General features: G+C 59.8%; 16 protein-coding genes and 1 pseudogene. 12 read left to right on the forward strand and 5 right to left on the reverse strand.

Features of this window, described 5'->3' with window-relative positions:
• Nucleotides 1–41 precede the first annotated feature (41 nt).
• From dgcB to etfB, 3 genes are read left to right on the forward strand one after another with little or no spacing between them, the layout of a single operon-like run.
• Complete coding sequence (gene dgcB, locus QRN48_RS12330; protein WP_191944601.1) at nt 42–2,003, forward strand: dimethylglycine demethylation protein DgcB; 1,962 nt, start codon at nt 42–44, stop codon at nt 2,001–2,003.
• Entirely contained in the window at nt 2,003–3,223 is a 1,221-nt protein-coding gene (gene etfA / locus QRN48_RS12335; protein WP_191944600.1) for an electron transfer flavoprotein subunit alpha, read from the forward strand. The genes dgcB and etfA overlap by 1 nt, the downstream gene beginning before the upstream one ends.
• Nucleotides 3,213–4,016 (forward strand): electron transfer flavoprotein subunit beta, encoded by an 804-nt coding sequence (gene etfB, locus QRN48_RS12340; RefSeq protein WP_191944599.1) that lies wholly within the window; start codon nt 3,213–3,215, stop codon nt 4,014–4,016. Before etfA ends, etfB begins: the two co-directional genes overlap by 11 nt.
• A 1,047-nt stretch (nt 4,017–5,063) precedes the next feature.
• Here etfB and gbca read toward each other — a convergent pair.
• Entirely contained in the window at nt 5,064–6,362 is a 1,299-nt protein-coding gene (gene gbca, locus QRN48_RS12345; protein ID WP_037018989.1) for a glycine betaine monooxygenase oxygenase subunit, read from the reverse strand.
• 329 nt (nt 6,363–6,691) lie between these two features.
• Between gbca and gbcB the strand changes: the two genes are divergently transcribed.
• On the forward strand, nt 6,692–7,792 hold the full coding sequence (gbcB, locus tag QRN48_RS12350) for a glycine betaine monooxygenase reductase subunit (protein ID WP_037018991.1): 1,101 nt from the start codon (nt 6,692–6,694) through the stop codon (nt 7,790–7,792).
• A gap of 114 nt (nt 7,793–7,906) precedes the next feature.
• Here the strand turns inward: gbcB and QRN48_RS25390 are convergent, their stop codons facing one another.
• Together QRN48_RS25390 and QRN48_RS25395 are read right to left on the reverse strand one after the other, a co-directional pair.
• Complete coding sequence (locus tag QRN48_RS25390) at nt 7,907–8,779, reverse strand: methyl-accepting chemotaxis protein (protein WP_414705595.1); 873 nt, start codon at nt 8,777–8,779, stop codon at nt 7,907–7,909.
• Nucleotides 8,762–9,613: pseudogene (locus tag QRN48_RS25395) on the reverse strand (MCP four helix bundle domain-containing protein); the annotation flags it as partial. The pseudogene QRN48_RS25395 and the gene QRN48_RS25390, both read right to left, overlap by 18 nt.
• A gap of 237 nt (nt 9,614–9,850) precedes the next feature.
• Here QRN48_RS25395 and QRN48_RS12360 point away from each other — a divergent pair.
• Both QRN48_RS12360 and QRN48_RS12365 read left to right on the forward strand, forming a co-directional pair.
• Nucleotides 9,851–10,084: a hypothetical protein gene (locus QRN48_RS12360; protein ID WP_285350845.1), complete on the forward strand. Its 234-nt coding sequence runs from the start codon at nt 9,851–9,853 to the stop codon at nt 10,082–10,084.
• The gene (locus tag QRN48_RS12365; RefSeq protein WP_037018997.1) at nt 10,081–10,383 is read left to right on the forward strand and encodes a cell division protein ZapA; all 303 of its coding nucleotides are present in this window, start codon (nt 10,081–10,083) and stop codon (nt 10,381–10,383) included. The genes QRN48_RS12360 and QRN48_RS12365 overlap by 4 nt, the downstream gene beginning before the upstream one ends.
• A 268-nt stretch (nt 10,384–10,651) precedes the next feature.
• Here QRN48_RS12365 and QRN48_RS12370 read toward each other — a convergent pair whose 3' ends face one another.
• Nucleotides 10,652–11,692, reverse strand: coding sequence for a threonine aldolase family protein (locus tag QRN48_RS12370; RefSeq protein ID WP_285350847.1), 1,041 nt, complete (start codon nt 11,690–11,692; stop codon nt 10,652–10,654).
• 99 nt (nt 11,693–11,791) lie between these two features.
• Between QRN48_RS12370 and QRN48_RS12375 the strand changes: the two genes are divergently transcribed.
• Both QRN48_RS12375 and alaC read left to right on the forward strand, forming a co-directional pair.
• On the forward strand, nt 11,792–12,535 hold the full coding sequence (locus QRN48_RS12375; protein WP_285350848.1) for a TraX family protein: 744 nt from the start codon (nt 11,792–11,794) through the stop codon (nt 12,533–12,535).
• A gap of 244 nt (nt 12,536–12,779) precedes the next feature.
• Nucleotides 12,780–13,997 carry an alanine transaminase gene (alaC, locus tag QRN48_RS12380; protein ID WP_285350850.1) on the forward strand — a complete coding sequence of 406 codons (1,218 nt, stop codon included), beginning with the start codon at nt 12,780–12,782 and terminating at the stop codon, nt 13,995–13,997.
• Nucleotides 13,998–14,143: 146 nt separating this feature from the next.
• Here the strand turns inward: alaC and QRN48_RS12385 are convergent, their stop codons facing one another.
• The gene (locus QRN48_RS12385; protein ID WP_285350852.1) at nt 14,144–14,386 is read right to left on the reverse strand and encodes a hypothetical protein; all 243 of its coding nucleotides are present in this window, start codon (nt 14,384–14,386) and stop codon (nt 14,144–14,146) included.
• Nucleotides 14,387–14,957: 571 nt separating this feature from the next.
• On the opposite strand from QRN48_RS12385, the gene glyA reads away from it, so the two are divergent.
• From glyA to QRN48_RS12405, 4 genes are read left to right on the forward strand one after another with little or no spacing between them, the layout of a single operon-like run.
• Entirely contained in the window at nt 14,958–16,211 is a 1,254-nt protein-coding gene (glyA, locus tag QRN48_RS12390; protein WP_037019004.1) for a serine hydroxymethyltransferase, read from the forward strand.
• 15 nt (nt 16,212–16,226) lie between these two features.
• A complete protein-coding gene (locus tag QRN48_RS12395; protein WP_037019006.1) occupies nt 16,227–17,477 on the forward strand; it encodes a sarcosine oxidase subunit beta family protein in 1,251 nt (416 codons plus the stop codon).
• A 15-nt stretch (nt 17,478–17,492) separates the two neighbouring features.
• Nucleotides 17,493–17,807 carry a sarcosine oxidase subunit delta gene (locus QRN48_RS12400; RefSeq protein WP_037019009.1) on the forward strand — a complete coding sequence of 105 codons (315 nt, stop codon included), beginning with the start codon at nt 17,493–17,495 and terminating at the stop codon, nt 17,805–17,807.
• Nucleotides 17,804–20,824, forward strand: a complete 3,021-nt coding sequence (locus QRN48_RS12405; RefSeq protein ID WP_285350853.1) for a sarcosine oxidase subunit alpha — start codon at nt 17,804–17,806, stop codon at nt 20,822–20,824. Before QRN48_RS12400 ends, QRN48_RS12405 begins: the two co-directional genes overlap by 4 nt.
• The last annotated feature ends 88 nt before the right edge of the window (nt 20,825–20,912 follow it).

Here is a 20,912-nt window from a genome sequence, read left to right on the forward strand (position 1 = left end):
GCCCCTACAAAGAAAGATTCGGTACACCTGTAGGAGCCATCATGCTCAACACCCTTCTTCCTGTCCTGATCTTCGCTGCCTTGGGTCTCGCCGTCCTCGGCGCCTTCAGGCGTGCGGCCATGTGGCGCAACGGGCGTGCGGCGAAAGTCGACCTGTTCGGCGGCCTGCTGGCGATGCCCAAGCGCTATATGGTCGATCTTCACCACGTTGTCGCGCGCGACAAGTACATCGCCAACACCCATGTGGCCACCGCAGGCGGCGCCGTTGCGTCGATCGTACTGGCGATTCTCGTCCACGGGTTCGGCCTGCATAACCGTGTCCTCGGTTATGCGCTTTTGCTGATGTCGGCTGTGATGTTTGTGGGCGCAATCTTCATGTATCTGCGTCGCCGCCAGCCGCCAAGCCGCCTGTCAAAAGGGCCGTGGATGCGCCTGCCCAAAAGCTTGCTGGCGTTCTCGGGCTCGTTTTTCATTGTTACCTTGCCGGTCGCGGGCATTCTTCCGGACAACTTTGGCGGCTGGCTGCTGGCAATCATCTTGGGCATCGGCGTGCTCTGGGGCATTTGCGAGCTATTCCTCGGCATCACGTGGGGCGGGCCGATGAAGCACGCCTTTGCCGGCGCGTTGCATTTGGCCTGGCACCGTCGACCCGAGCGTTTCGGCGGCGGTCGCTCGACCGGGCTCAAGCCTCTGGATCTCACTGACAAGACCGCACCGCTGGGCGTGGAAAAACCCAAGGACTTCACCTGGAACCAGCTGCTCGGTTTCGACGCCTGCGTGCAATGCGGCAAGTGCGAAGCGGCCTGTCCAGCGTTTGCTGCGGGTCAGCCGCTGAACCCGAAGAAGCTGATTCAGGACATGGTGGTGGGTCTGGCGGGCGGCACCGACGCCTCTTTCGCCGGTAGCCCATACCCGTCGCTGGACGGCAAGGGCAAGCCCATTGGCGAGCACGGCGGCAACCCGCATCAACCGATCGTCAACGGGCTGGTCGATGCGGAAACCTTGTGGTCCTGCACCACCTGCCGCGCCTGCGTAGAAGAGTGCCCGATGATGATCGAGCACGTGGACGCCATCGTCGACATGCGCCGGTATCTCACGCTGGAAAAAGGCGCCACTCCCAATAAAGGCGCCGAGGTGCTGGAAAACCTGATCGCCACGGACAACCCCGGCGGCTTCGCACCGGGTGGGCGCATGAACTGGGCGGCTGACCTGAACCTAGACGTGATGAGCGACAGAAAAACCGTCGACGTGCTGTTCTGGGTGGGTGACGGCGCCTTCGATATGCGCAATCAACGCACCCTGCGCGCCTTCGTCAAAGTGCTGAAAGCAGCCAGGGTCGACTTTGCCGTGCTGGGTCTCGAAGAGCGCGACAGCGGTGATGTCGCGCGTCGTCTGGGCGATGAAGCAACATTCCAGATGCTCGCCCGGCGCAACATCAAGACGCTGGCGCAGTACGATTTCAAACGCATCGTCACCTGCGACCCGCACAGTTTTCACGTTCTGAAAAATGAATACGGTGCCTTCGACGGTCACTACCTGGTGCAGCACCACAGCACCTACATGGCCGAACTGATTGGCGGCGGCGCGCTGAACCTGGGCCAGCATAAAGGCTCCAGTGTGACCTACCACGACCCCTGCTATCTGGGACGTTACAACGGTGAATACCAGGCGCCGCGAGACGTACTGCGTGCGCTCGGCATTGAGGTCAAGGAAATGGTCCGGTCGGGCTTTCGTTCACGTTGCTGCGGTGGCGGTGGCGGTGCGCCGATTACTGACATCCCCGGCAGGCAGCGCATCCCCGACATGCGCATGGAAGACATCCGCGAAACCGGCGCAGAACTGGTTGCAGTGGGTTGTCCACAATGCACCGCCATGCTTGAAGGCGTGGTCGAGCCTCGGCCGATGATCAAAGACATCGCAGAACTGGTCGCTGACGCACTGCTTGATCAACCCGCGCCTGCAAAACCGGCAGCGGCTCGACGTGAACCTGCGGAGGCGCACTGATGAGCGACATTATTCGCCGCGACCCCCATGCCGAATGGATCGCACGCAACCGGCTGCATCCTCTGCACGCCGCCATGCAACCGACACAAGCCAGCTGGATGGGGCCTAACGGCGTAATGCGCAAGAACGTGCATGGCGCCGGCTTTGTCGGACCCAACGGCATCAAGCGCATTGATCGAAGCGGTGCCCAGCAGGGCGGCATGGCCAAACGTCCGGTGTCGGTTGAAGTGCAGCTACCGCTGCATCGAGTGACCGAGCCGTCCTCTTACATTGCCGTCGTGCCTGACATGGTTGGCGGCCGCTTGAGCAGCCACGACCGTGACGTGCTGGGTCTGGCTCACAAGATGGCGGGCGGCGAGGGCGCGGTGCTGGCGGTGGTGTTTGGCGAGCACAAGGAGAGTGCCTTCGACATCGCCGGCGTTGATCGGCTGTTGGTTATGCAAGGCAACGAGTTCGCCGGTTATTCCCCCGAACAACGCATTCAGGGATTGCGAGCTGTGGATAACCAATTTGCCCCGCGTCACTGGCTGTTGCCCGACAGCCGAAATGGCGGAGGCGAACTCGGTCGGCGGTTTGCGGCCAGTCTGGGTGAGCGCCCGTCGACCCGCGTGTGGCAGGTGTCGGGCGATACGTGCATTGGACTTGCTGGGGCGGGCGCTGAAGACTTGTCGCGTCCGCTGTCGCGCCTGATCCTGGCAGCCGCCGAGTGTGCAGAGCCTGTCAGCGAAACGCGGCATGAAGCGCTGCCGGTCGAGTTACCCACAACCGTTCCGCGTAGCCTGACGCGTATTGAGGATTTGGGGGCTGTGGCGGTTGATCCCGCACTTATCCCCATGTCGGAAGCGGAGTTCATTTTCTCAGGCGGCAACGGAGTCAAGGACTGGTCGCTGTTTCATCGAACCGCTGTTGCGCTGGGGGCGACCGAAGGCGCATCCCGGGTGGCGGTGGATGATGGCTTCATGACTCGGGATCGGCAGGTCGGCGCCTCTGGCACGTGGGTAACCGCGCGCGTTTACGTGGCGGTCGGTATCTCCGGAGCGATCCAGCATCTGCAGGGTATCGGTACCTGCGACAAAGTTGTGGCCGTCAATCTTGACCCGACCTGCGACATGATCAAGCGGGCTGACTTGTCGGTCATCGGCGAGAGCTCTGCCATCCTCGAAGCGCTTATCGAAGCGGTCGAGCACTACCGAAATGGGGCGAAACGAGATGCGGCCTGACACCGATGGGTCTGTGGATAAAAGCGCGTTGCACGTGATCACCCTGGTGTCAGTTGGCGCCCATCCCACCTCCGGACGACCTAGACGCGCCGAGCAGGATGCGCGCGCGGTCGAGCTTGGCTTGCAACTGGCTGGGGATAACTTGCATGTGTTGCATGCAGGGGATGCCGATGAGCCAGCGTTGCGCGGTTACTTGGGGATGGGCCTGGACGAACTTCATGTGCTTTCGCAGCCAATAGGTGCCGACGCATTGCCTGGGCTCGCGGACTACATCCGCGAATCCGGGGTGCAGTTGGTGCTGACGGGCAGCCAGGCTGAAACCGGTGAGGGCTCTGGAATGCTCCCTTATCTGCTGGCCGAAAAACTTGGCTGGCCGTTGGTTGTCGGTTTGGCCGAGGTCGAAAGCATCAGCAATGGCAGCGCCCTGGTGCTTCAGGCGTTGCCCCGTGGTCAACGCCGCCGATTGAAAGTGCGATTGCCTTTGCTCGCCACTGTGGATAACGCCGCACCCAAGCCGCGTCAGAGCGCATTCGGTCCGGCGCAACGCGGTCTGCTCGATGTGGAGGACATTGAAGTCGTCATTGACGAGATATCCACAAGCGCCCAACTCAGCCCAGCCAAGCCCAGACCCAAGCGCCTGAAGGTGATCAAGGCCAAAAGCGGTGCCGACCGTATGAAGGCCGCGACGGCCAAGGCGAACGGAGGCGGCGGCCAGGTACTCAAGGGCGTCAGTGCGCAAGAAGGGGCGGCGGCTATTTTGAAACTGCTGGTGGAGGAGGGCGTGGTGCGTTGAATGCTTTTCAGCATTGGAAAAGGCGCTCTAAGTGGCGCCTTTTTCAGCTGGAAGCGATTGGTCTGGCGGCCGGCTTTCTACCGCTTGCTCCGCCGATGGCGAATCAATGATCGCTACGTCGAAGACTTGTTCGATGACCTGCTTTGGACATGGTCATCAGGTCCGTTGCATTTTTGCGTAGGCGCAGGCGAATGCGCTTTTGATCTCTCCAACCGTTCTGGGTCTGTAGGTCACGATACCCAGCAGCTCCCTTGGAAGGCTGGTGGGTCGCCCGCGTTGTTGTATCAGCTGAGCGTTGGCCCGAAGGACAACCCGCTCAGAGAAACGTACCGGTACTGTCATTTCTGATCACTCCGAATCGATGATGGGCGGCAGTCTACCGCTCTCGAAAGGGTATGAATGTCAGACGCGTCCGATTCGGTTGCTGGATTCGTGTATTACCCACAATCGCTGTTGATGCGCCTGTGGATAAACTGTTCAGCCATTGCTGTAGCCCATCAATTGCGGTGCTTCTGGCGCCGTGGCTAATATTTGATCAGCTATCTCCCTGATTCGCCGCAGGTTTTTCCACAGGGCTGAGCGGGCGTGCATTTTTCTTACCCACAATCTCTGTGTGCGCACATGTGGATAAGATGTTCGTGATCCTTTACAGGCCTCGTTCCAAGAGGTTTTCAGGCATATGATCAAAATATGATCAATCGTGCGGGCAATGGTCCGCGGTTAAGCCTTTACGCTCAAGAACAGTCATGTAACGAGTTTTCCACAAGGGTAGTGCAGAGTTACGCACATAGGCTGTTGGTTGTTCTGTGGATAACGTGTTCGTGTACCTCGCAGCTCCACTGAAACCGGGCCGATGGTCCGACTGGTCATTTCTTAACCAGATACCCGCGCTTTATCGGGCGATACGCGATCTACGATGGTTCGGTATCAGTGCTCCCTAATTTATACACAGGACAAAAAGCATCGCGGGCAAGCGCGCTCCTACAGGTCGTATGCCTATGGGGCGCGGTTGCCCGCAGTGATGTGCTGCCTAAGCCAAGTGAAACCTTATTCGTGATTAACCGCCACGCCTTTCAAATACGAAGCGGGTTCGGCGCCCATGTTCTCCAGCAGCTTGGCGCTGTACCAGTCGATGAAGTTAACCACCCCGAATTCATAGGTTTTTGAATACGGCCCTGGCTGATACGCGACAGAGTTGATGCCGCGCTGGTTTTCTTCGGCCAGCCGACGGTCCTGATCATTGGTGGCGTCCCAGACTTCGCGCAGGCGAGCGACGTCGTAATCCACACCCTCGACAGCGTCCTTGTGCACCAGCCACTTGGTGGTGACCAGGGTTTCCTGCGCACTGACGGGCCACACGGTGAATACGATCACGTGATCACCCATGCAGTGGTTCCACGAATGCGGCAAGTGCAGGATACGCATCGAGCCCAGATCCGGGTTCTGAATGCGCCCCATCAGTTTCTTGCTGCCGGGCTTGCCGTCCATCGTCATCGATACGGTGCCTTTGAGCAGCGGCATGCGCACGATACGGTTACGCAAGCCAAAACTTGCGTGGGCAAACGGGATCTTCTCGGCTTCCCAGGCTGCGGCAGAGGCAGCGACGTGGTCCTTGAAGGCCTGGTCGGCACGTGGGTCGGTAACGTCGTCCCACTCCAGCAAAGTATTCAGTAACTCGGGGTGCGAAGCGTTGCAGTGGTAGCACTCGCGGTTGTTTTCCAGAACGAGCTTCCAGTTGGCTTTTTCGACCAGGGTGGTTTGCACCGCCACCTTGGTGTTCTCCATGTCGTAGGGTTCCATGTAGTGATTCAGCGTCTGCAGGAACGCGTCAATGGCGGGAGGGTTGCTCGCCATGCTGATGAAGATGTAACCGCCCGCCACCTTGCAGTGCACCGGCTTGAGGCCGAACTGCTTCATGTCGAAGTCCGCGCCCATCTCGGTTCCCGCATACAGCAGGCGACCGTCGAGCTCGTACGTCCATTGGTGATAAGGGCACACGAGCTTGGCGACCTTGCCTTTCTCCTTCGTACACAGGCGCGAGCCACGGTGGCGGCAGACGTTATGGAAGGCGTTGATCGAACCGTCCGGTGCCCGCACCACCAGAATCGGGTTCTTGCCGATTTGAAGCGTGAGGAAATTGCCTTTGGCCGGCACCTCACAGGTCATGCCTGCGATCAGCCACTCTTTCTGAAAGATTTCCTGCATGTCGATTTCAAACAGCCGCTCATCGCTGTAGAAAGGCTGCGGCAGCGAGTAAGTGCGCTCGCGTGTTTGCAGCATCTCGGCAGTCGCCTTGCGCGCAGGTTCCAGCGGATCGCCCAAGCTCAGAGTTGCGGTGACGTCCATCTTTCAAGTCCTCAGGCCGCGCGTTGCGCAGCCTACGAATGTGGCTGATACGTTGGGTGTGTGACCATGCGCGCGAAACGGCGGTGGTGACTGATGTGCACGCTGATAGCTAAAGAATCTGTAACGAACTGATGGCGAGTGTGGAGCCGGGCGCGACGTGAATCTTGTCCATGGGCGACATGGCCGAATCAGTTTCCGACGGCGCAGCCCCTATAGACCGGGGCTGGTCGCCATAAGTATGTGAATGTCGCTGATAGGTAAATAGGCGGATCCTGCGTTACGCAGAATCGCCACCATGAGAGGCCGACCGTCGGCCGTGGAGAATGAGCATGTCCCAGAGTTTCCTGAGCCCGGTCAACACCCAGACGTGGGCCAATGGTCGGCACCTGGTGCGGGTCGTCAAAGTGATCCAGGAAACCTGGGACGTGCGCACGTTCTGCTTCATGGCTGACCAGCCGATACTGTTCTTCTTCAAGCCCGGCCAGTTTGTGACGCTGGAGCTGGAGATCGACGGCGTGCCGATCATGCGCTCGTACACCATCTCCAGTTCGCCCTCGGTGCCGTACAGTTTCTCGATCACCATCAAGCGAGTGCCTGGCGGCAAAGTTTCAAACTGGCTGCACGACACGCTGCATGAAGGGCAGGAGCTGGCAGTGCACGGGCCGGTGGGCCTGTTCAATGCCATCGACTTTCCGAATCCGAAAATCCTCTACCTCAGCGGCGGCGTCGGCATCACGCCGGTCATGTCCATGGCGCGCTGGTATTACGACACCAACGCCAACGTGGACATGGTCTTTGTCCACAGCTCGCGCTCGCCCAAAGACATCATCTACCACCGCGAACTGGAACAGATGGCATCGCGCATCAACAACTTCTCGCTGCACATCGTCTGTGAGAAGCACGGGTTGGGCGAGCCGTGGGCAGGATACCGGGGCTATCTGAACCAGAAGATGCTTGAACTGATGGCGCCGGATTTCATGGAGCGCGAGGTGTTCTGCTGTGGGCCGACGCCTTACATGAGCGCCGTCAAAAGGTTGCTTGAAGCCAACGGCTTCAACATGGCCCAGTACCATGAAGAGTCATTTGGCGCGACGCCTCCGGAGGCTCGCGCCGACGCAGTCGAACAGGCCGAGCAGGCGGCTGATGCGCCCGATGTGGATGTTGCTGACCTGCATCAGGTGGAATTCACCGACACCGGCAAGAGTATTCGCGTCGCGCCAGGCGAAACCGTCCACGCTGCAGCCGCCAAGCTCGGCCTGATGATTCCCAAGGCATGCGGCATGGGTATCTGCGGCACCTGCAAGGTGATGAAGCTGAGCGGGGAGGTCGAGATGGAACACAACGGCGGGATTACTGACGACGACGTCGATGAAGGCTACATCCTGGCCTGCTGCAGCGTGCCGAAGGGAGATGTGCGGATTGAGTATTGATCGAGCTGTGTAGGAGCGCGCTTGCCCGCGATGAACAATGACGCGGTCTACCTGAGAGACCGCGTTGTTTTTTTCGCGGGCAAGCGCGCTCCTACACTGTGATCGACGGGTTGCTTACACCTTGAAGCGCGCAACCATCCCGTTCAAGTCCACGGCCAGGCGCGACAGCTCGTTACTTGCAGCGCTGGTCTGATTGGCACCGGTCGCCGATTGAGTCGAGAGGTCGCGGATGTTCACCAGATTACGGTCCACTTCGCGCGCGACCTGCGCCTGCTCTTCGGCAGCACTGGCGATCACCAGATTCCGTTCGTTGATTTCCACGACTGCGCTGTTAATGGTGTCCAGCGCAAGGCCAGCGCCTTTGGCGATGTTCAACGTGGATTCGGCGCGTTCGGTGCTGCTGCGCATGGAATTCACGGCTTGCTCGGTACCGCCCTGGATGCTGCCGATCATGCGTTCGATTTCGCTGGTCGACTGCTGAGTGCGATGGGCGAGGGCCCGGACTTCGTCGGCGACCACAGCAAAACCACGGCCAGCCTCACCGGCGCGGGCGGCTTCGATGGCGGCGTTAAGGGCGAGCAGGTTGGTCTGGTCGGCCAGGCCGCGAATGACATCCAGCACTTTGCCGATGTCACGGGACTCGTCTGCCAGGTTGCCGATCAGCGTGGACGTGCTTTGCACATCGTTGCTCATGCGCTCGATCGCGCTGACGGTTTCCTGTACCAGGTCGCGGCCATCGCTGGCGGACGTGGTGGCGTTTTTCGACGCTTCCGAAGTGCTGACCGCGTTGCGCGCGACTTCTTCCACGGCGCTGGTCATCTGGTTGACGGCGGTGGCCGCCTGTTCGATTTCGTTGTTCTGCTGGGAAAGGCCCCGCGCGCTTTCGTCGGTGACGGCGTTCAGCTCTTCGGCGGCAGAAGCCAGCTGAGTCGCCGAACCGGAAATTCGCTGCAGGGTGTCCCGCAGCTTGGACTGCATCTTCAGCATGGCCGCCAGCAAGCGGCCCGCTTCGTCGGTACCGTCCACCGTAATGGTGCGCGTCAGGTCGCCTTCGGCAATGTCCTCGGCCGCCTTCAGCGCAGAATCGATGGGCTGGGTGATGCTCTTGGTCAGCAACCAGGCGAACAGCAGCGTCAGCACGGTAGCAATGATCAGCAGCGTGACGACCATGGTGAATGCCGATGAGTACTGCTTGCTGGCATCTGCACTGGCCTGATTGAGCTGCTGGGTATTCATCTCCACCAGCTTGCCGAGCGCCACGTTCATCTGGTCCGAATTGATCTGCAGATCGGCACTGAGCAGGCGGGTCAGTTCAGTCATGTCGTTGGCCTGGCTCAAGGACTTCATGCGGCTTTCTAGCTGGCGGTAGTCATTGAGCAGCTGCACGTACTGATCGTAGGCAGACTGTTCTTCCGGCGCAGAGATCAGCTTGACGTAAATCGCACGGGCGTCGTCGATCTGCTTGTTGCGCATGGCCAGCAGCTCGGTGGTCTTCTGCAGCGTTTCAGGTTCGCGGTTGAGCATCAGGCGATAGGAGAGCACTCGCAGGCGAATGCTGCCTTCGGTCAGCTTATCCAGCGCCTTGATGCTCGGCATGCTGTTGGTGGCCATGACTTCATTGGCGTTGTTGATCTTGTTCATCTGCGACAAAGCGAAGACGCCCAGAATCAGCATCAACAGACCAATGACGGAAAAGCCCAAGAAGGCGCGGGGCGCGATATTCAAATTACGTAGGGACATTACGGTTCCAGGAAGGCCGCGATCCATGCGAGGCGAAAGAGAAAAAGCGACAGAGATGCACGGGTTATCGGACGCCCCCATCGGGACTTGAAGCCGCCTGTCTTCGCTGTGCGCTTATGTCGCAACCATTGATCTGACGAACAGCCGGAACAAGATCGCAAAAACGCAGTCAATCAGGGCCGTTATGCGTTTTGCGGAATAGAAGCAGTAGAAGTGCTTGTTGGTCGGTGTAGCGGCGTAATTGCCCTGATTTCACTGGTAGCTAAAGTGACTTTTCTTTATCGTACGCGCCCTTTGAAATTTGCCTGAGATATCAAAATGTTGGAAGCATCCCTAAGCCAGTTGGAAAAGCTCGTCAGTGACCTGGTACAGCACAATCAGGAACTGCAGAACACGAACGCGCAGCTCAACGATGCGTTGAAGCAAGCCAGGGATGACAACGATAGTCTTCAGTTGAGTTTGATGGAACAGGAAGAGAAGCAGGGCGCAACGGCGGCGCGTATTCAAGCGCTGGTTGAACGCGCTACCAGCGTCAGTGCGGTTGACGCATGATCACTGACCAGGACGGCGCCAAGGTTATTTCCATCCTTGGCAACGACTACACGATCAAGGCACCTGCCGGCCAGGAGCAGACCTTGATGGACGCGGTCGCCATGCTCAAATCGGCGTTGTTCGAAACCAAACGCAGCTACCCGACGCTGATCGGCGATCGACTTCTGGTTCTGGCTGCGTTGAACCTGTGTTCCAGGCAGATCGAACTCAAGCAGCAGCATGCCCAGGCACTGAGCCGTTATGAAGACAAGGTCAGCGCGACGGTTGAGGTGATTGAAAAGGTGATTGCGCAGGGCTGATTCATATTCCCCGCGCCGGGTGAGGATTAAGGCAGGATCTGCCGACAGGCATCATCCGAGGGCGACTTGCCTTGTCTAAACGCCGCTCTGTCGCGCAGCAAACGCCGTCTGTGTGGGAGTGAACGCGGCCCTGCTGTCGAATCCAAGTTCCAACGTGTAGGAGCGCGCTTGCCCGCGAATAGCCGGTTCAGTCGACCACATCCCCGGTGGTCGTCCAATTTTTCGCGGGCAAGCGCGCTCCTACAATGGCTGCACTCCCCAGACAGACTCAGCTCCCCATTACCAACCGGATATCCGCTGCCAGCTCCCGCACGCGGGATTCTTCTGTGTCCCACGAGCACATGAAACGAGCGCCGCCGCTGCCGATGAAGGTGTAAAACCGCCAGCCTCTCGCCGTTAGCGCGGCAATGGCCGCTTCGGACAATTGCAGGAAAACGCCGTTGGCCTGCACCGGGAACATCAATTCCACGCCGGGAATACCCCTCACCAGCTCAGCCAGCAGTTGAGCGCAGCTGTTGGCGTGGCGTGCATGTTTGAGCCAGGCGTCGTTTTCCAGCAAACCTACCCACGGCGCAGACAGGAATCGCATCTTCGAGGCGAGTTGGCCGGCCTGCTTGCAGCGGTAGTCAAAGTCTTCGGCGAGCTTGTGGTTGAAGAACAGAATCGCCTCACCCACCGCCATGCCGTTTTTGGTCCCGCCAAAGCACAACACATCGACGCCGGCTTTCCAGGTCAGCTCGGCTGGCGAGCAGCCGAGAAATGCGCACGCATTGGCGAAACGGGCACCGTCCATGTGCAGGTTCAGCCCCAGCTCTTTGCAGGTGTCACTGATAGCTTTTAGTTCTTCCGGCAAGTAAATGCTGCCCACTTCCGTGGCCTGGGTCAGCGTGACAACGCGCGGTTTCGGATAGTGGATATCGGCGCGCTTGAGCGCGACTTCCCGGATCGAGGCGGGCGTCAACTTGCCGTTCTCGCTGCGCGCCGTCAGCAGTTTCGAGCCATTGGAGAAGAATTCGGGTGCCCCGCACTCGTCCGTTTCGACGTGAGCCGTTTCGGAGCAGATGACGCTGTGGTAGCTCTGACAGAGCGATGACAAGGCCAGGGAATTGGCCGCCGTGCCGTTGAAGGCAAAAAACACCTCGCAGTCGGTTTCGAACAACTGACGGAATTGATCGGCCGCGCGCGCTGTCCACTGGTCGTCGCCGTAGGCACGCTGGTGGCCGTGGTTGGCTTGCTCCATGGCCGCCCACGCTTCCGGGCAAATTCCCGAATAGTTGTCGCTGGCAAACTGCTGGCTTTGGTCTGACATGGCCGCTTCCCTGTAATCGAAGGCTGCGACTGTAACCAAGATTGAGCGGTTTGGTCATGCATTCTTGCGTCAGAAATTTCAGCCAGACAACGAGGGAACATGACCGAACTGAAAACCGCAACCGCACCTGAGCGAGATCGCGCGCTGGACCTGCTCAAGTGGCTGGCAATGCTGAGCATGGTGATGGATCACCTGCGCTATGTCGGCTGGGATGCTGACTGGCTGTACGTCCCGGGCCGCCTGGCGTTCCCGTGGTTTTGCCTGGCGATTGCGGTAAATGTCGTGCGCAGTGGTCGGCGTGAGGTCGAGCCTTCGGTGAAATGGAAATACCTGACATGGCTGGCGGTGTTTGCTGTTGTCGCGGAGCTGCCCTACAGGATTTACATGGCCGGGGAGGTCACCACCCTCAACGTGCTGCCGACGCTGGCGTTGGGTTTGCTGGTCGCGCAGGGCGGCTTGAGCAGCTCCTGGCCGGCGAGGGTGCTGGGTATCGCTGCCTTGGCGATTGGTGTTCTGTTTGGGCCGCAGTTGATGTTCGGCATGTATGGGGTTTTGCTGCCTCTGGCGTTTGTGCTCGTGCTGCGCACTTCCATATGGCTCGCGATAGTGCCGGGTATCGACTGTTTATTGAGCAACGAATGGTCGAAGATTATCGACGGCATGCTGTGGGGCGATCCGATTTCCATTGGCGCGCTGGTGGCCTGTCTAATGGCGCCGCTGTTGGGGTTAGCGATTCTGCGCTGGCGCCTGGAATTCGGTGTGTGGGCGATGCGGCGGTGGGCGTACGCGATTTATCCGGTGCATTTTTTGGCGCTGTTTGGACTGCGGCAGGTCCTCGCGTGACGCAGTCCCTTGTAGGAGCGCGCTTGCCCGCGAACGCAGGGTCTCGGTCACCCTTGATTTACCTGATCTGACGCATCGCGGGCAAGCGCGCTCCTACAGGATTCGTGGCGAATCCGGAATTCGTGGCGTGCCGCTAGATCCATGTAGACAAACCGCCGCCGCCGCCCTTATCTTCCGCCTCAGGCCACCGCAGTGGCCAGCGTCGCTCGGACGGTTCCGGGCGCTTACGTCTTCAGAGGTTTCCATGGCAGACCAAGGTTCGCCGCGCCGCTTTGCGCGCATCGATCGACTCCCCCCTTACGTGTTCAACATCACCGCCGAGCTGAAAATGGCTGCGCGTCGTCGTGGTGAGGACATCATCGACCTGAGCATGGGCAACCCCGATGGGGCAACGCCACCGCACATCGTCGAGAAACTGGTCACCGTCGCCCAACGTGAAGACACTCACGGCTACTCGACTTCGCGTGGCATTCCGCGTCTGCGTCGGGCGATTTCCAGCTGGTACAAGAAACGTTACGACGTCGACATCGACCCCGAAGACGAAGCCATCGTCACCATCGGCTCCAAAGAGGGCCTGGCGCATCTGATGCTCGCCACGCTGGATCAGGGCGACACTGTTCTGGTGCCGAACCCCAGTTACCCGATTCACATCTACGGTGCCGTCATCGCCGGCGCCCAGGTGCGCTCCGTGCCGCTGGTGCCGGGCGTGGACTTCTTCGCCGAGCTGGAGAAAGCCATTCGCGGCTCAATCCCCAAGCCGAAAATGATGATTCTGGGTTTCCCGTCCAACCCGACCGCTCAGTGCGTCGAGCTGGACTTCTTCGAGCGCGTCGTTGCCCTCGCCAAGCAGTACGACGTGCTGGTGGTGCACGACCTGGCTTACGCTGACATCGTCTATGACGGCTGGAAAGCCCCGTCGATCATGCAGGTGCCCGGCGCCAAGGACATCGCGGTGGAGTTTTTCACCCTGTCCAAGAGCTACAACATGGCGGGCTGGCGCATCGGCTTCATGGTCGGCAACCCCGAACTGGTCAACGCGCTGGCGCGGATCAAGAGCTACCACGACTACGGCACGTTCACGCCGCTGCAAGTCGCCGCCATCGCTGCGCTGGAAGGTGATCAACAGTGCGTGCTCGACATCGCCGAGCAGTATCGCCAACGCCGTAACGTGTTGGTGAAAGGTCTGCACGAACTGGGCTGGATGGTCGAAAACCCGAAAGCGTCGATGTATGTCTGGGCCAAGATTCCCGAGGCTTACGCGCACCTGGGGTCGCTGGAATTCGCCAAAAAGCTGCTGGCCGAAGCCAAAGTCTGCGTGTCGCCCGGTGTCGGTTTTGGTGAATACGGCGACGACCACGTGCGCTTTGCGCTCATCGAGAATCAGGACCGGATTCGTCAGGCCGTGCGGGGTATTCGCGGGATGTTCAGGGCGGATGGGTTGTTGTCCGCCAAGGTTATTTAATTCGAGGATGGCGATTGATACCTCCCCATGTAAGGGGAGGTATGGCCTGACTGAAGCTTAGGCGAAAGTTGCTAAGACAATGAGGTAGTTTGAGAGCAAGTAGACGTTGCGAATTATAACTAACTCATGGTCGTACACCCGGGGCATCATTTAGGAGGAGGAGGAGGAGCGGGAATAGTTGCTGGGGTCAAGCGAACAAGTGCTTTAGCAGTCCCGGTAGTTCTATTGATACTCCATACTCTGTCCACCACCTTCCAACCAGGACTGGGATAAGGTAGCTCTGCATAAAAACCATAGTCACCTGGCATCAGATGATAATAAACCTCTGCTTCTGGGAGTTCTTTGCTCTCGATCGTCTCAATGTTTGCTTGCGCTGTATCGACTGTCATGGCTATTTCCCTCAGCTCGTAATGATTCATTAAGGGCAGGCGAAGCTTATTTAGCTTCGATGCCCGATGAACGTTATCCCTCTAGAACACAACCGTCTACTGTCACAAGTGACAGTAGACATGCTCACATGTTTCTAATAACGCGGGATAACTGCTGCTTCAGCTCATGGCTTATAGCGGACGCTAATATGAAAGCTGTGTTTTCGCTGATCTATTGCCTTTGCGTGCGGCTGGTAAATATGTGCTCAAGTGTAACTACTTGATAGTGGCGCACTTGAGGTGCTACGGCGGATGGGACTTGCCCATGATACTTGTCTGATCAGACATTAACTTCACAGCCTCCGCCAGGCACAGCCGACCGATCTTCCGCCGCAGAACTCTTCGGCTTGGCCCCCGTTGTTAAGCTAGCGGCACGCCGATATGACATCCGCTGTGCACCATGTCGTAAACGCACCATTGCGTGGCGTGCGCAGGCATCTGGGCTGTCTGCGTCAGCCCTACCATCGGTTCAAAGGGCAGTTCAAAGCCCTGTCGATCATTCAGGCGCCGCGCCGCCGCTGGGAGAACCGCGATGTTCAGCAAGCAAGACCAGATTCAAGGTTATGACGATGCACTGTTGGCGGCGATGAATGCCGAGGAGCAACGTCAGGAAGACCATATCGAGCTGATCGCCTCCGAAAACTACACCAGCAAGCGCGTCATGCAGGCGCAAGGCAGCGGCCTGACCAACAAGTATGCCGAGGGCTATCCCGGCAAGCGTTACTACGGCGGCTGCGAGCATGTCGACAAGGTTGAACAGCTGGCGATCGATCGCGCCAAGCTGCTGTTCGGCGCCGATTATGCCAACGTTCAACCGCACTCCGGGTCGTCGGCCAACAGCGCGGTTTATCTGGCGCTGCTGCAGGCCGGCGATACCTTGCTCGGCATGAGCCTGGCCCATGGCGGCCACTTGACCCACGGTGCCAAGGTGTCTTCGTCGGGCAAGCTGTACAACGCCGTGCAGTACGGCATCGACGTCGCCACCGGGCTGATCGACTATGACGAAGTCGAGCGACTCGCCGTTGAGCACAAACCGAAGATGATCGTCGCCGGGTTCTCGGCCTACTCCAAGACTCTGGACTTTCCACGCTTTCGTCAGATCGCCGACAAAGTGGGCGCGCTGCTGTTCGTCGATATGGCCCACGTGGCCGGTCTGGTCGCCGCGGGCTTGTACCCGAACCCGCTGCCATACGCCGACGTAGTGACCACCACCACTCACAAAACCCTGCGTGGCCCACGTGGCGGCCTGATCCTGGCCAAGGCCAACGAAGAGATCGAGAAGAAGCTCAATTCCGCCGTGTTCCCGGGCGCTCAGGGTGGCCCGCTGATGCACGTGATCGCCGGCAAGGCGGTGTGCTTCAAAGAAGCCATGGAGCCCGGTTTCAAAGCTTATCAACAGCAGGTCATCGACAACGCTCAGGCGATGGCGCAGGTATTTATTGATCGCGGCTACGACGTGGTCTCGGGCGGGACGGATAACCACCTGTTTTTGGTCAGCCTGATTCGTCAGGGCCTGACTGGCAAGGATGCGGACGCAGCGCTGGGCCGCGCGCACATTACCGTCAACAAAAATGCCGTACCAAACGATCCGCAATCGCCGTTCGTGACCTCGGGGCTGCGCATCGGCACTCCGGCGGTGACCACCCGCGGCTTCAAAGTTACTCAATGCATCACGCTGGCAGGCTGGATCTGCGACATCCTCGACAACCTCGGTGACGCCGATGTCGAGGCCAACGTTGCCGACCAAGTCGCCGCGCTGTGCGCCGATTTCCCGGTTTACCGCTGAGTCAGGAGTCGCACCATGCAGCATTACTCGGGCTTCGGCCTCTTCAAACACTCCCTCAGCCATCACGAAAACTGGCAGCGCATGTGGCGCACGCCGACCCCCAAAAAAGTTTATGACGTGGTCATTGTGGGCGGCGGCGGCCACGGTCTGGCGACGGCCTATTACCTGGCCAAAGAACACGGCATCACCAACGTGGCCGTGGTCGAAAAAGGCTGGCTGGGCGGTGGCAACACGGCACGTAACACGACCATCGTGCGGTCCAACTACTTGTGGGACGAGTCCGCGCATCTTTACGAGCACGCGATGAAGTTGTGGGAAGGCCTGTCTCAGGACCTCAACTACAACGTCATGTTTTCCCAGCGCGGCGTTTACAACCTGTGCCACACCCTGCAGGACATGCGTGACTCCGAGCGCCGCGTCAGCGCCAACCGCCTCAACGGCGTAGATGGCGAGTTGCTCAACAGCCAGCAGGTGGCCGACGAGATTCCGTACCTCGACTGCTCGAAAAACACCCGTTACCCGATCATTGGCGCCACGGTTCAACGCCGTGGCGGTGTCGCGCGTCACGACGCCGTGGCCTGGGGCTTTGCTCGCGCCGCCGATGCGTTGGGCGTGGATTTGATTCAGCAGACCGAAGTGACCGGCTTCCGCAAGGAAAACGGCGTGTGCATTGGCGTTGAAACCAACAAGGGCTTCATCGGCGCTAAGCGCGTGGGTGTAGTCACTGCCGGCAACTCCGGCCACATGGCCAAGCTCGCCGGCTTCCGCCTGCCGGTGGAATCCCACCCGCTGCAAGCACTGGTGTCCGAGCCGATCAAGCCCATTATCGACAGCGTGATCATGTCCAACGCCGTACACGGCTACATCAGCCAGTCCGACAAGGGCGACCTGGTGATCGGTGCGGGTATCGACAGCTGGCTCGGCTACGGTCAGCGCGGTTCCTATCCCGTGATTGAGCACACCATTCAGGCCATCGTCGAAATGTTTCCGGTGCTGTCGCGGGTGCGCATGAACCGTCAATGGGGCGGCATCGTCGACACCACGCCGGACGCCTGCCCGATCATCTCCAAAACGCCTGTGGCAAACATGTTCTTCAACTGCGGCTGGGGCACCGGTGGCTTCAAGGCGACGCCGGGCTCAGGCAACGTGTTTGCGGCAAGCCTGGCCAAGGGCGAAATGCACCCGCTGGCCAAACCTTTCTCAATCGACCGGTTCCACAACGGCGCATTGATCGATGAACACGGCGCTGCGGCCGTAGCCCACTAACAGAGGACTTTTCCCATGCTGCATATCTTCTGTCCTCACTGTGGCGAACTGCGCTCCGAAGAGGAATTCCACGTCTCCGGTCAGGCTCACATCGCGCGTCCGCTGGACCCGGCTGCCTGCACTGACGAGGAGTGGGGTGACTACATGTTCTTTCGCGACAACCCACGCGGTCTGCACCATGAGTTGTGGATTCACGCGGCGGGCTGCCGGCAGTACTTCAACACCACGCGAGACACCGTGACCTACGAGATTCTCGAAACCTACCGAATCGGCGTGCAGCCGCAGTTCGTTAACCCATCTCCTGCGATCAGAAAGGGGGATCAGGCATGAGCCAGTCCAATCGCCTGCCCAATGGTGGCCGCATTGATCGCAGCAAGGCCCTGAATTTTAATTTCAACGGTCAGAGCTACCAGGGTTTCGAAGGTGACACGCTGGCGGCGGCCTTGCTCGCCAACGGCGTCGACATCATTGGCCGCAGCTTCAAATACTCTCGCCCTCGGGGCATCTTCGCGGCAGGTTCCGAAGAACCGAATGCCGTGCTGCAAATCGGCGCAACCGAAGCCACTCAGATCCCCAACGTGCGCGCCACGCAACAGGCGTTGTACGCGGGCCTTGTCGCCACCAGCACCAATGGCTGGCCGAGCGTCAACACCGACATGATGGGCATTCTCGGCAAGGTCGGCGGCAAGCTGATGCCGCCGGGTTTCTACTACAAAACCTTCATGTACCCCCAGTCGTTCTGGATGACCTACGAGAAGTACATTCGTAAAGCGGCGGGCCTCGGGCGCTCGCCGACTGAGCTGGATCCGGACACCTACGACAACTTCAACCAGCACTGCGACGTCCTGGTGGTCGGCGCGGGCCCTGCTGGCCTCGCGGCTGCACTGGCGGCAGGGCGCAGTGGCGCGCGTGTCATCGTGGCGGATGAGCAGGAAGAGTTCGGCGGCAGTCTTTTGGACAGCCGTGAAAGTCTGGACGGCAAACCGGCGGCGGAATGGGTGGCGACGGTGGTTGCCGAGTTGGAAGGGCTGGCCAATGTCACCTTGCTGCCGCGTGCGACCGTCAACGGTTACCACGACCATAATTTCCTGACCATTCACGAGCGGCTGACCGATCATCTCGGCGACCGCGCCCCGATTGGCCAGGTGCGTCAGCGCATGCACCGTGTTCGCGCCAAGCGTGTGGTCCTTGCGACCGGCACCCATGAGCGTCCTTTGGTTTATGGCAACAACGACGTGCCGGGCAACATGCTGGCGGGGGCCGTCTCCACCTATGTGCGCCGCTATGGCGTGGCGCCCGGGAAGAAACTGGTCCTGTCGACCAACAATGATTACGCCTACCGCGTGGCGCTGGACTGGCTCGACGCCGGCCTTCAGGTGGTAGCTGTCGCCGACGCGCGTCATAACCCGCGTGGCGCGCTGGTTGAGGAGGCCCGCGCCAAAGGCATCCGTATTCTTACCGGCAGCGCTGTGGTCGAAGCCCGCGGCAACAAACGCGTCAGCGGCGCCCGCGTGGCGGCAATCGACATCAAAGCCCACAAGGTTGCCAGTCCTGGCGAATGGCTGGATTGCGATCTTGTCGCAAGCTCTGGAGGCTACAGCCCGATCGTCCACCTGGCCTCGCATTTGGGCGGCAAGCCGGTCTGGCGCGAAGACATTCTCGGTTTCGTACCGGGGGAGGCGCCGCAAAAACGGGTGTGCGTGGGAGGTGTAAACGGCGTCTATGCACTGGGCGATTCGTTGGCCGACGGTTTCGAGGGCGGCGTTCGCGCGGCCAGCGAGGCCGGTTTCCAACCCGTTGAAGGCGTGTTGCCAAAGGCGCTGAGCCGCGTTGAGGAACCGACCCTGGCGTTGTTTCAAGTGCCGCACGAGAAGGGCACCGCGCGTGCGCCGAAACAGTTTGTCGACCTGCAGAACGACGTCACCGCCGCAGCCATCGAATTGGCAACGCGCGAAGGTTTCGAATCGGTCGAGCACGTCAAACGCTACACCGCGCTGGGCTTTGGTACCGATCAGGGCAAGCTGGGCAACGTCAACGGCCTGGCGATTGCAGCCCGCTCGCTGAACGTTTCAATACCGGAAATGGGCACCACCATGTTCCGCCCGAATTACACGCCGGTCACGTTTGGCGCCATTGCCGGACGGCATTGCGGGCACATTTTCGAGCCGGTGCGCTTCACCGCGCTGCATGCCTGGCACGTGAAAAACGGCGCTGAGTTCGAAGACGTCGGTCAGTGGAAGCGTCCCTGGTACTTCCCCAAAGCTGGCGAAGATATCCACGCTGCCGTGCGCCGCGAGTGCAAAGCCGTCCGCGACAGCGTGGGCCTGCTGGATGCCTCGACGCTGGGCAAGATCGACATTCAAGGTCCGGATGCGCGGGAATTTTTGAACCGCATCTACACCAACGCCTGGACCAAGCTGGACGTGGGCAAAGCGCGTTACGGCCTGATGTGCAAGGAAGACGGCATGGTCTTCGACGATGGCGTGACCGCGTGCATCGCCGACAACCATTTCATCATGACCACCACAACCGGCGGCGCTGCTCGCGTGCTGCAGTGGCTGGAGATTTACCAGCAGACCGAATGGCCGGACCTGAAGGTGTACTTCACCTCCGTCACCGATCACTACGCGACCCTGACGCTGTCGGGTCCCAACAGCCGCAAGCTGCTCAGCGAAGTGACCGACATCGACCTGGGCCGTGAAGCGTTCCCGTTCATGACCTGGAAAGAAGGTCTGGTGGGCGGCGTGCCGGCTCGGGTGTTCCGGATTTCCTTTACCGGTGAGCTTTCCTACGAAGTAAACATCCAGGCTGACTACGCCATGGGTGTTCTCGAGAAAATCGCGGAAGCGGGCAAAGCGTACAACCTCACGCCTTACGGCACCGAGACCATGCACGTACTGCGTGCCGAGAAGGGTTTCATCATCGTCGGCCAGGACACTGACGGCTCGATGACGCCGGATGACTTGAACATGGGCTGGTGCGTCGGCCGTACCAAACCGTTTTCATGGATCGGCCAGCGTGGCATGAACCGTGAGGACTGTGTGCGTGAAGATCGCAAGCAGCTGGTCGGACTCAAGCCGGTTGACCCGAATAAATGGCTGCCGGAAGGCGCGCAGTTGGTGTTCGACCCCAAGCAGTCGATTCCGATGAAGATGGTGGGGCACGTGACATCCAGCTATGCAGCGAACTCGCTGGGTTATTCGTTCGCCATGGGTGTGGTGAAGGGCGGGCTCAAGCGCATGGGTGAGCGGGTGTTCGCACCGTTGGCGGATGGCTCGGTGATCGAGGCCGAAATCGTGTCCTCGGTGTTCTTCGATCCGAAGGGCGAGCAGCAGAACGTTGAATAACGGGACGGGCGAGCGGGGTATTGCTGAACACCCCCGCCGTCTGATCGGTTCGCCAGCAAGCCGGTTCCTACAGGCTGCGCTTCATGCC

Origin of the sequence: Pseudomonas sp. ME-P-057 (genome assembly GCF_030208975.1) — a bacterium.
Classification (GTDB): domain Bacteria; phylum Pseudomonadota; class Gammaproteobacteria; order Pseudomonadales; family Pseudomonadaceae; genus Aquipseudomonas; species Aquipseudomonas lutea.

Excerpts from the sequence above, each read along its gene's own strand:
- dgcB (WP_191944601.1), top strand. The coding sequence starts at position 42 with ATGCTCAACACCCTTCTTCCTGTCCTGATCTTCGCTGCCTTGGGTCTC.
- etfA (WP_191944600.1), top strand. The coding sequence starts at position 2,003 with ATGAGCGACATTATTCGCCGCGACCCCCATGCCGAATGGATCGCACGC.
- etfB (WP_191944599.1), top strand. The coding sequence starts at position 3,213 with ATGCGGCCTGACACCGATGGGTCTGTGGATAAAAGCGCGTTGCACGTG.
- gbca (WP_037018989.1), bottom strand. The coding sequence starts at position 6,362 with ATGGACGTCACCGCAACTCTGAGCTTGGGCGATCCGCTGGAACCTGCG.
- gbcB (WP_037018991.1), top strand. The coding sequence starts at position 6,692 with ATGTCCCAGAGTTTCCTGAGCCCGGTCAACACCCAGACGTGGGCCAAT.
- QRN48_RS25390 (WP_414705595.1), bottom strand. The coding sequence starts at position 8,779 with ATGCTGAAGATGCAGTCCAAGCTGCGGGACACCCTGCAGCGAATTTCC.
- QRN48_RS12360 (WP_285350845.1), top strand. The coding sequence starts at position 9,851 with ATGTTGGAAGCATCCCTAAGCCAGTTGGAAAAGCTCGTCAGTGACCTG.
- QRN48_RS12365 (WP_037018997.1), top strand. The coding sequence starts at position 10,081 with ATGATCACTGACCAGGACGGCGCCAAGGTTATTTCCATCCTTGGCAAC.
- QRN48_RS12370 (WP_285350847.1), bottom strand. The coding sequence starts at position 11,692 with ATGTCAGACCAAAGCCAGCAGTTTGCCAGCGACAACTATTCGGGAATT.
- QRN48_RS12375 (WP_285350848.1), top strand. The coding sequence starts at position 11,792 with ATGACCGAACTGAAAACCGCAACCGCACCTGAGCGAGATCGCGCGCTG.
- alaC (WP_285350850.1), top strand. The coding sequence starts at position 12,780 with ATGGCAGACCAAGGTTCGCCGCGCCGCTTTGCGCGCATCGATCGACTC.
- QRN48_RS12385 (WP_285350852.1), bottom strand. The coding sequence starts at position 14,386 with ATGACAGTCGATACAGCGCAAGCAAACATTGAGACGATCGAGAGCAAA.
- glyA (WP_037019004.1), top strand. The coding sequence starts at position 14,958 with ATGTTCAGCAAGCAAGACCAGATTCAAGGTTATGACGATGCACTGTTG.
- QRN48_RS12395 (WP_037019006.1), top strand. The coding sequence starts at position 16,227 with ATGCAGCATTACTCGGGCTTCGGCCTCTTCAAACACTCCCTCAGCCAT.
- QRN48_RS12400 (WP_037019009.1), top strand. The coding sequence starts at position 17,493 with ATGCTGCATATCTTCTGTCCTCACTGTGGCGAACTGCGCTCCGAAGAG.
- QRN48_RS12405 (WP_285350853.1), top strand. The coding sequence starts at position 17,804 with ATGAGCCAGTCCAATCGCCTGCCCAATGGTGGCCGCATTGATCGCAGC.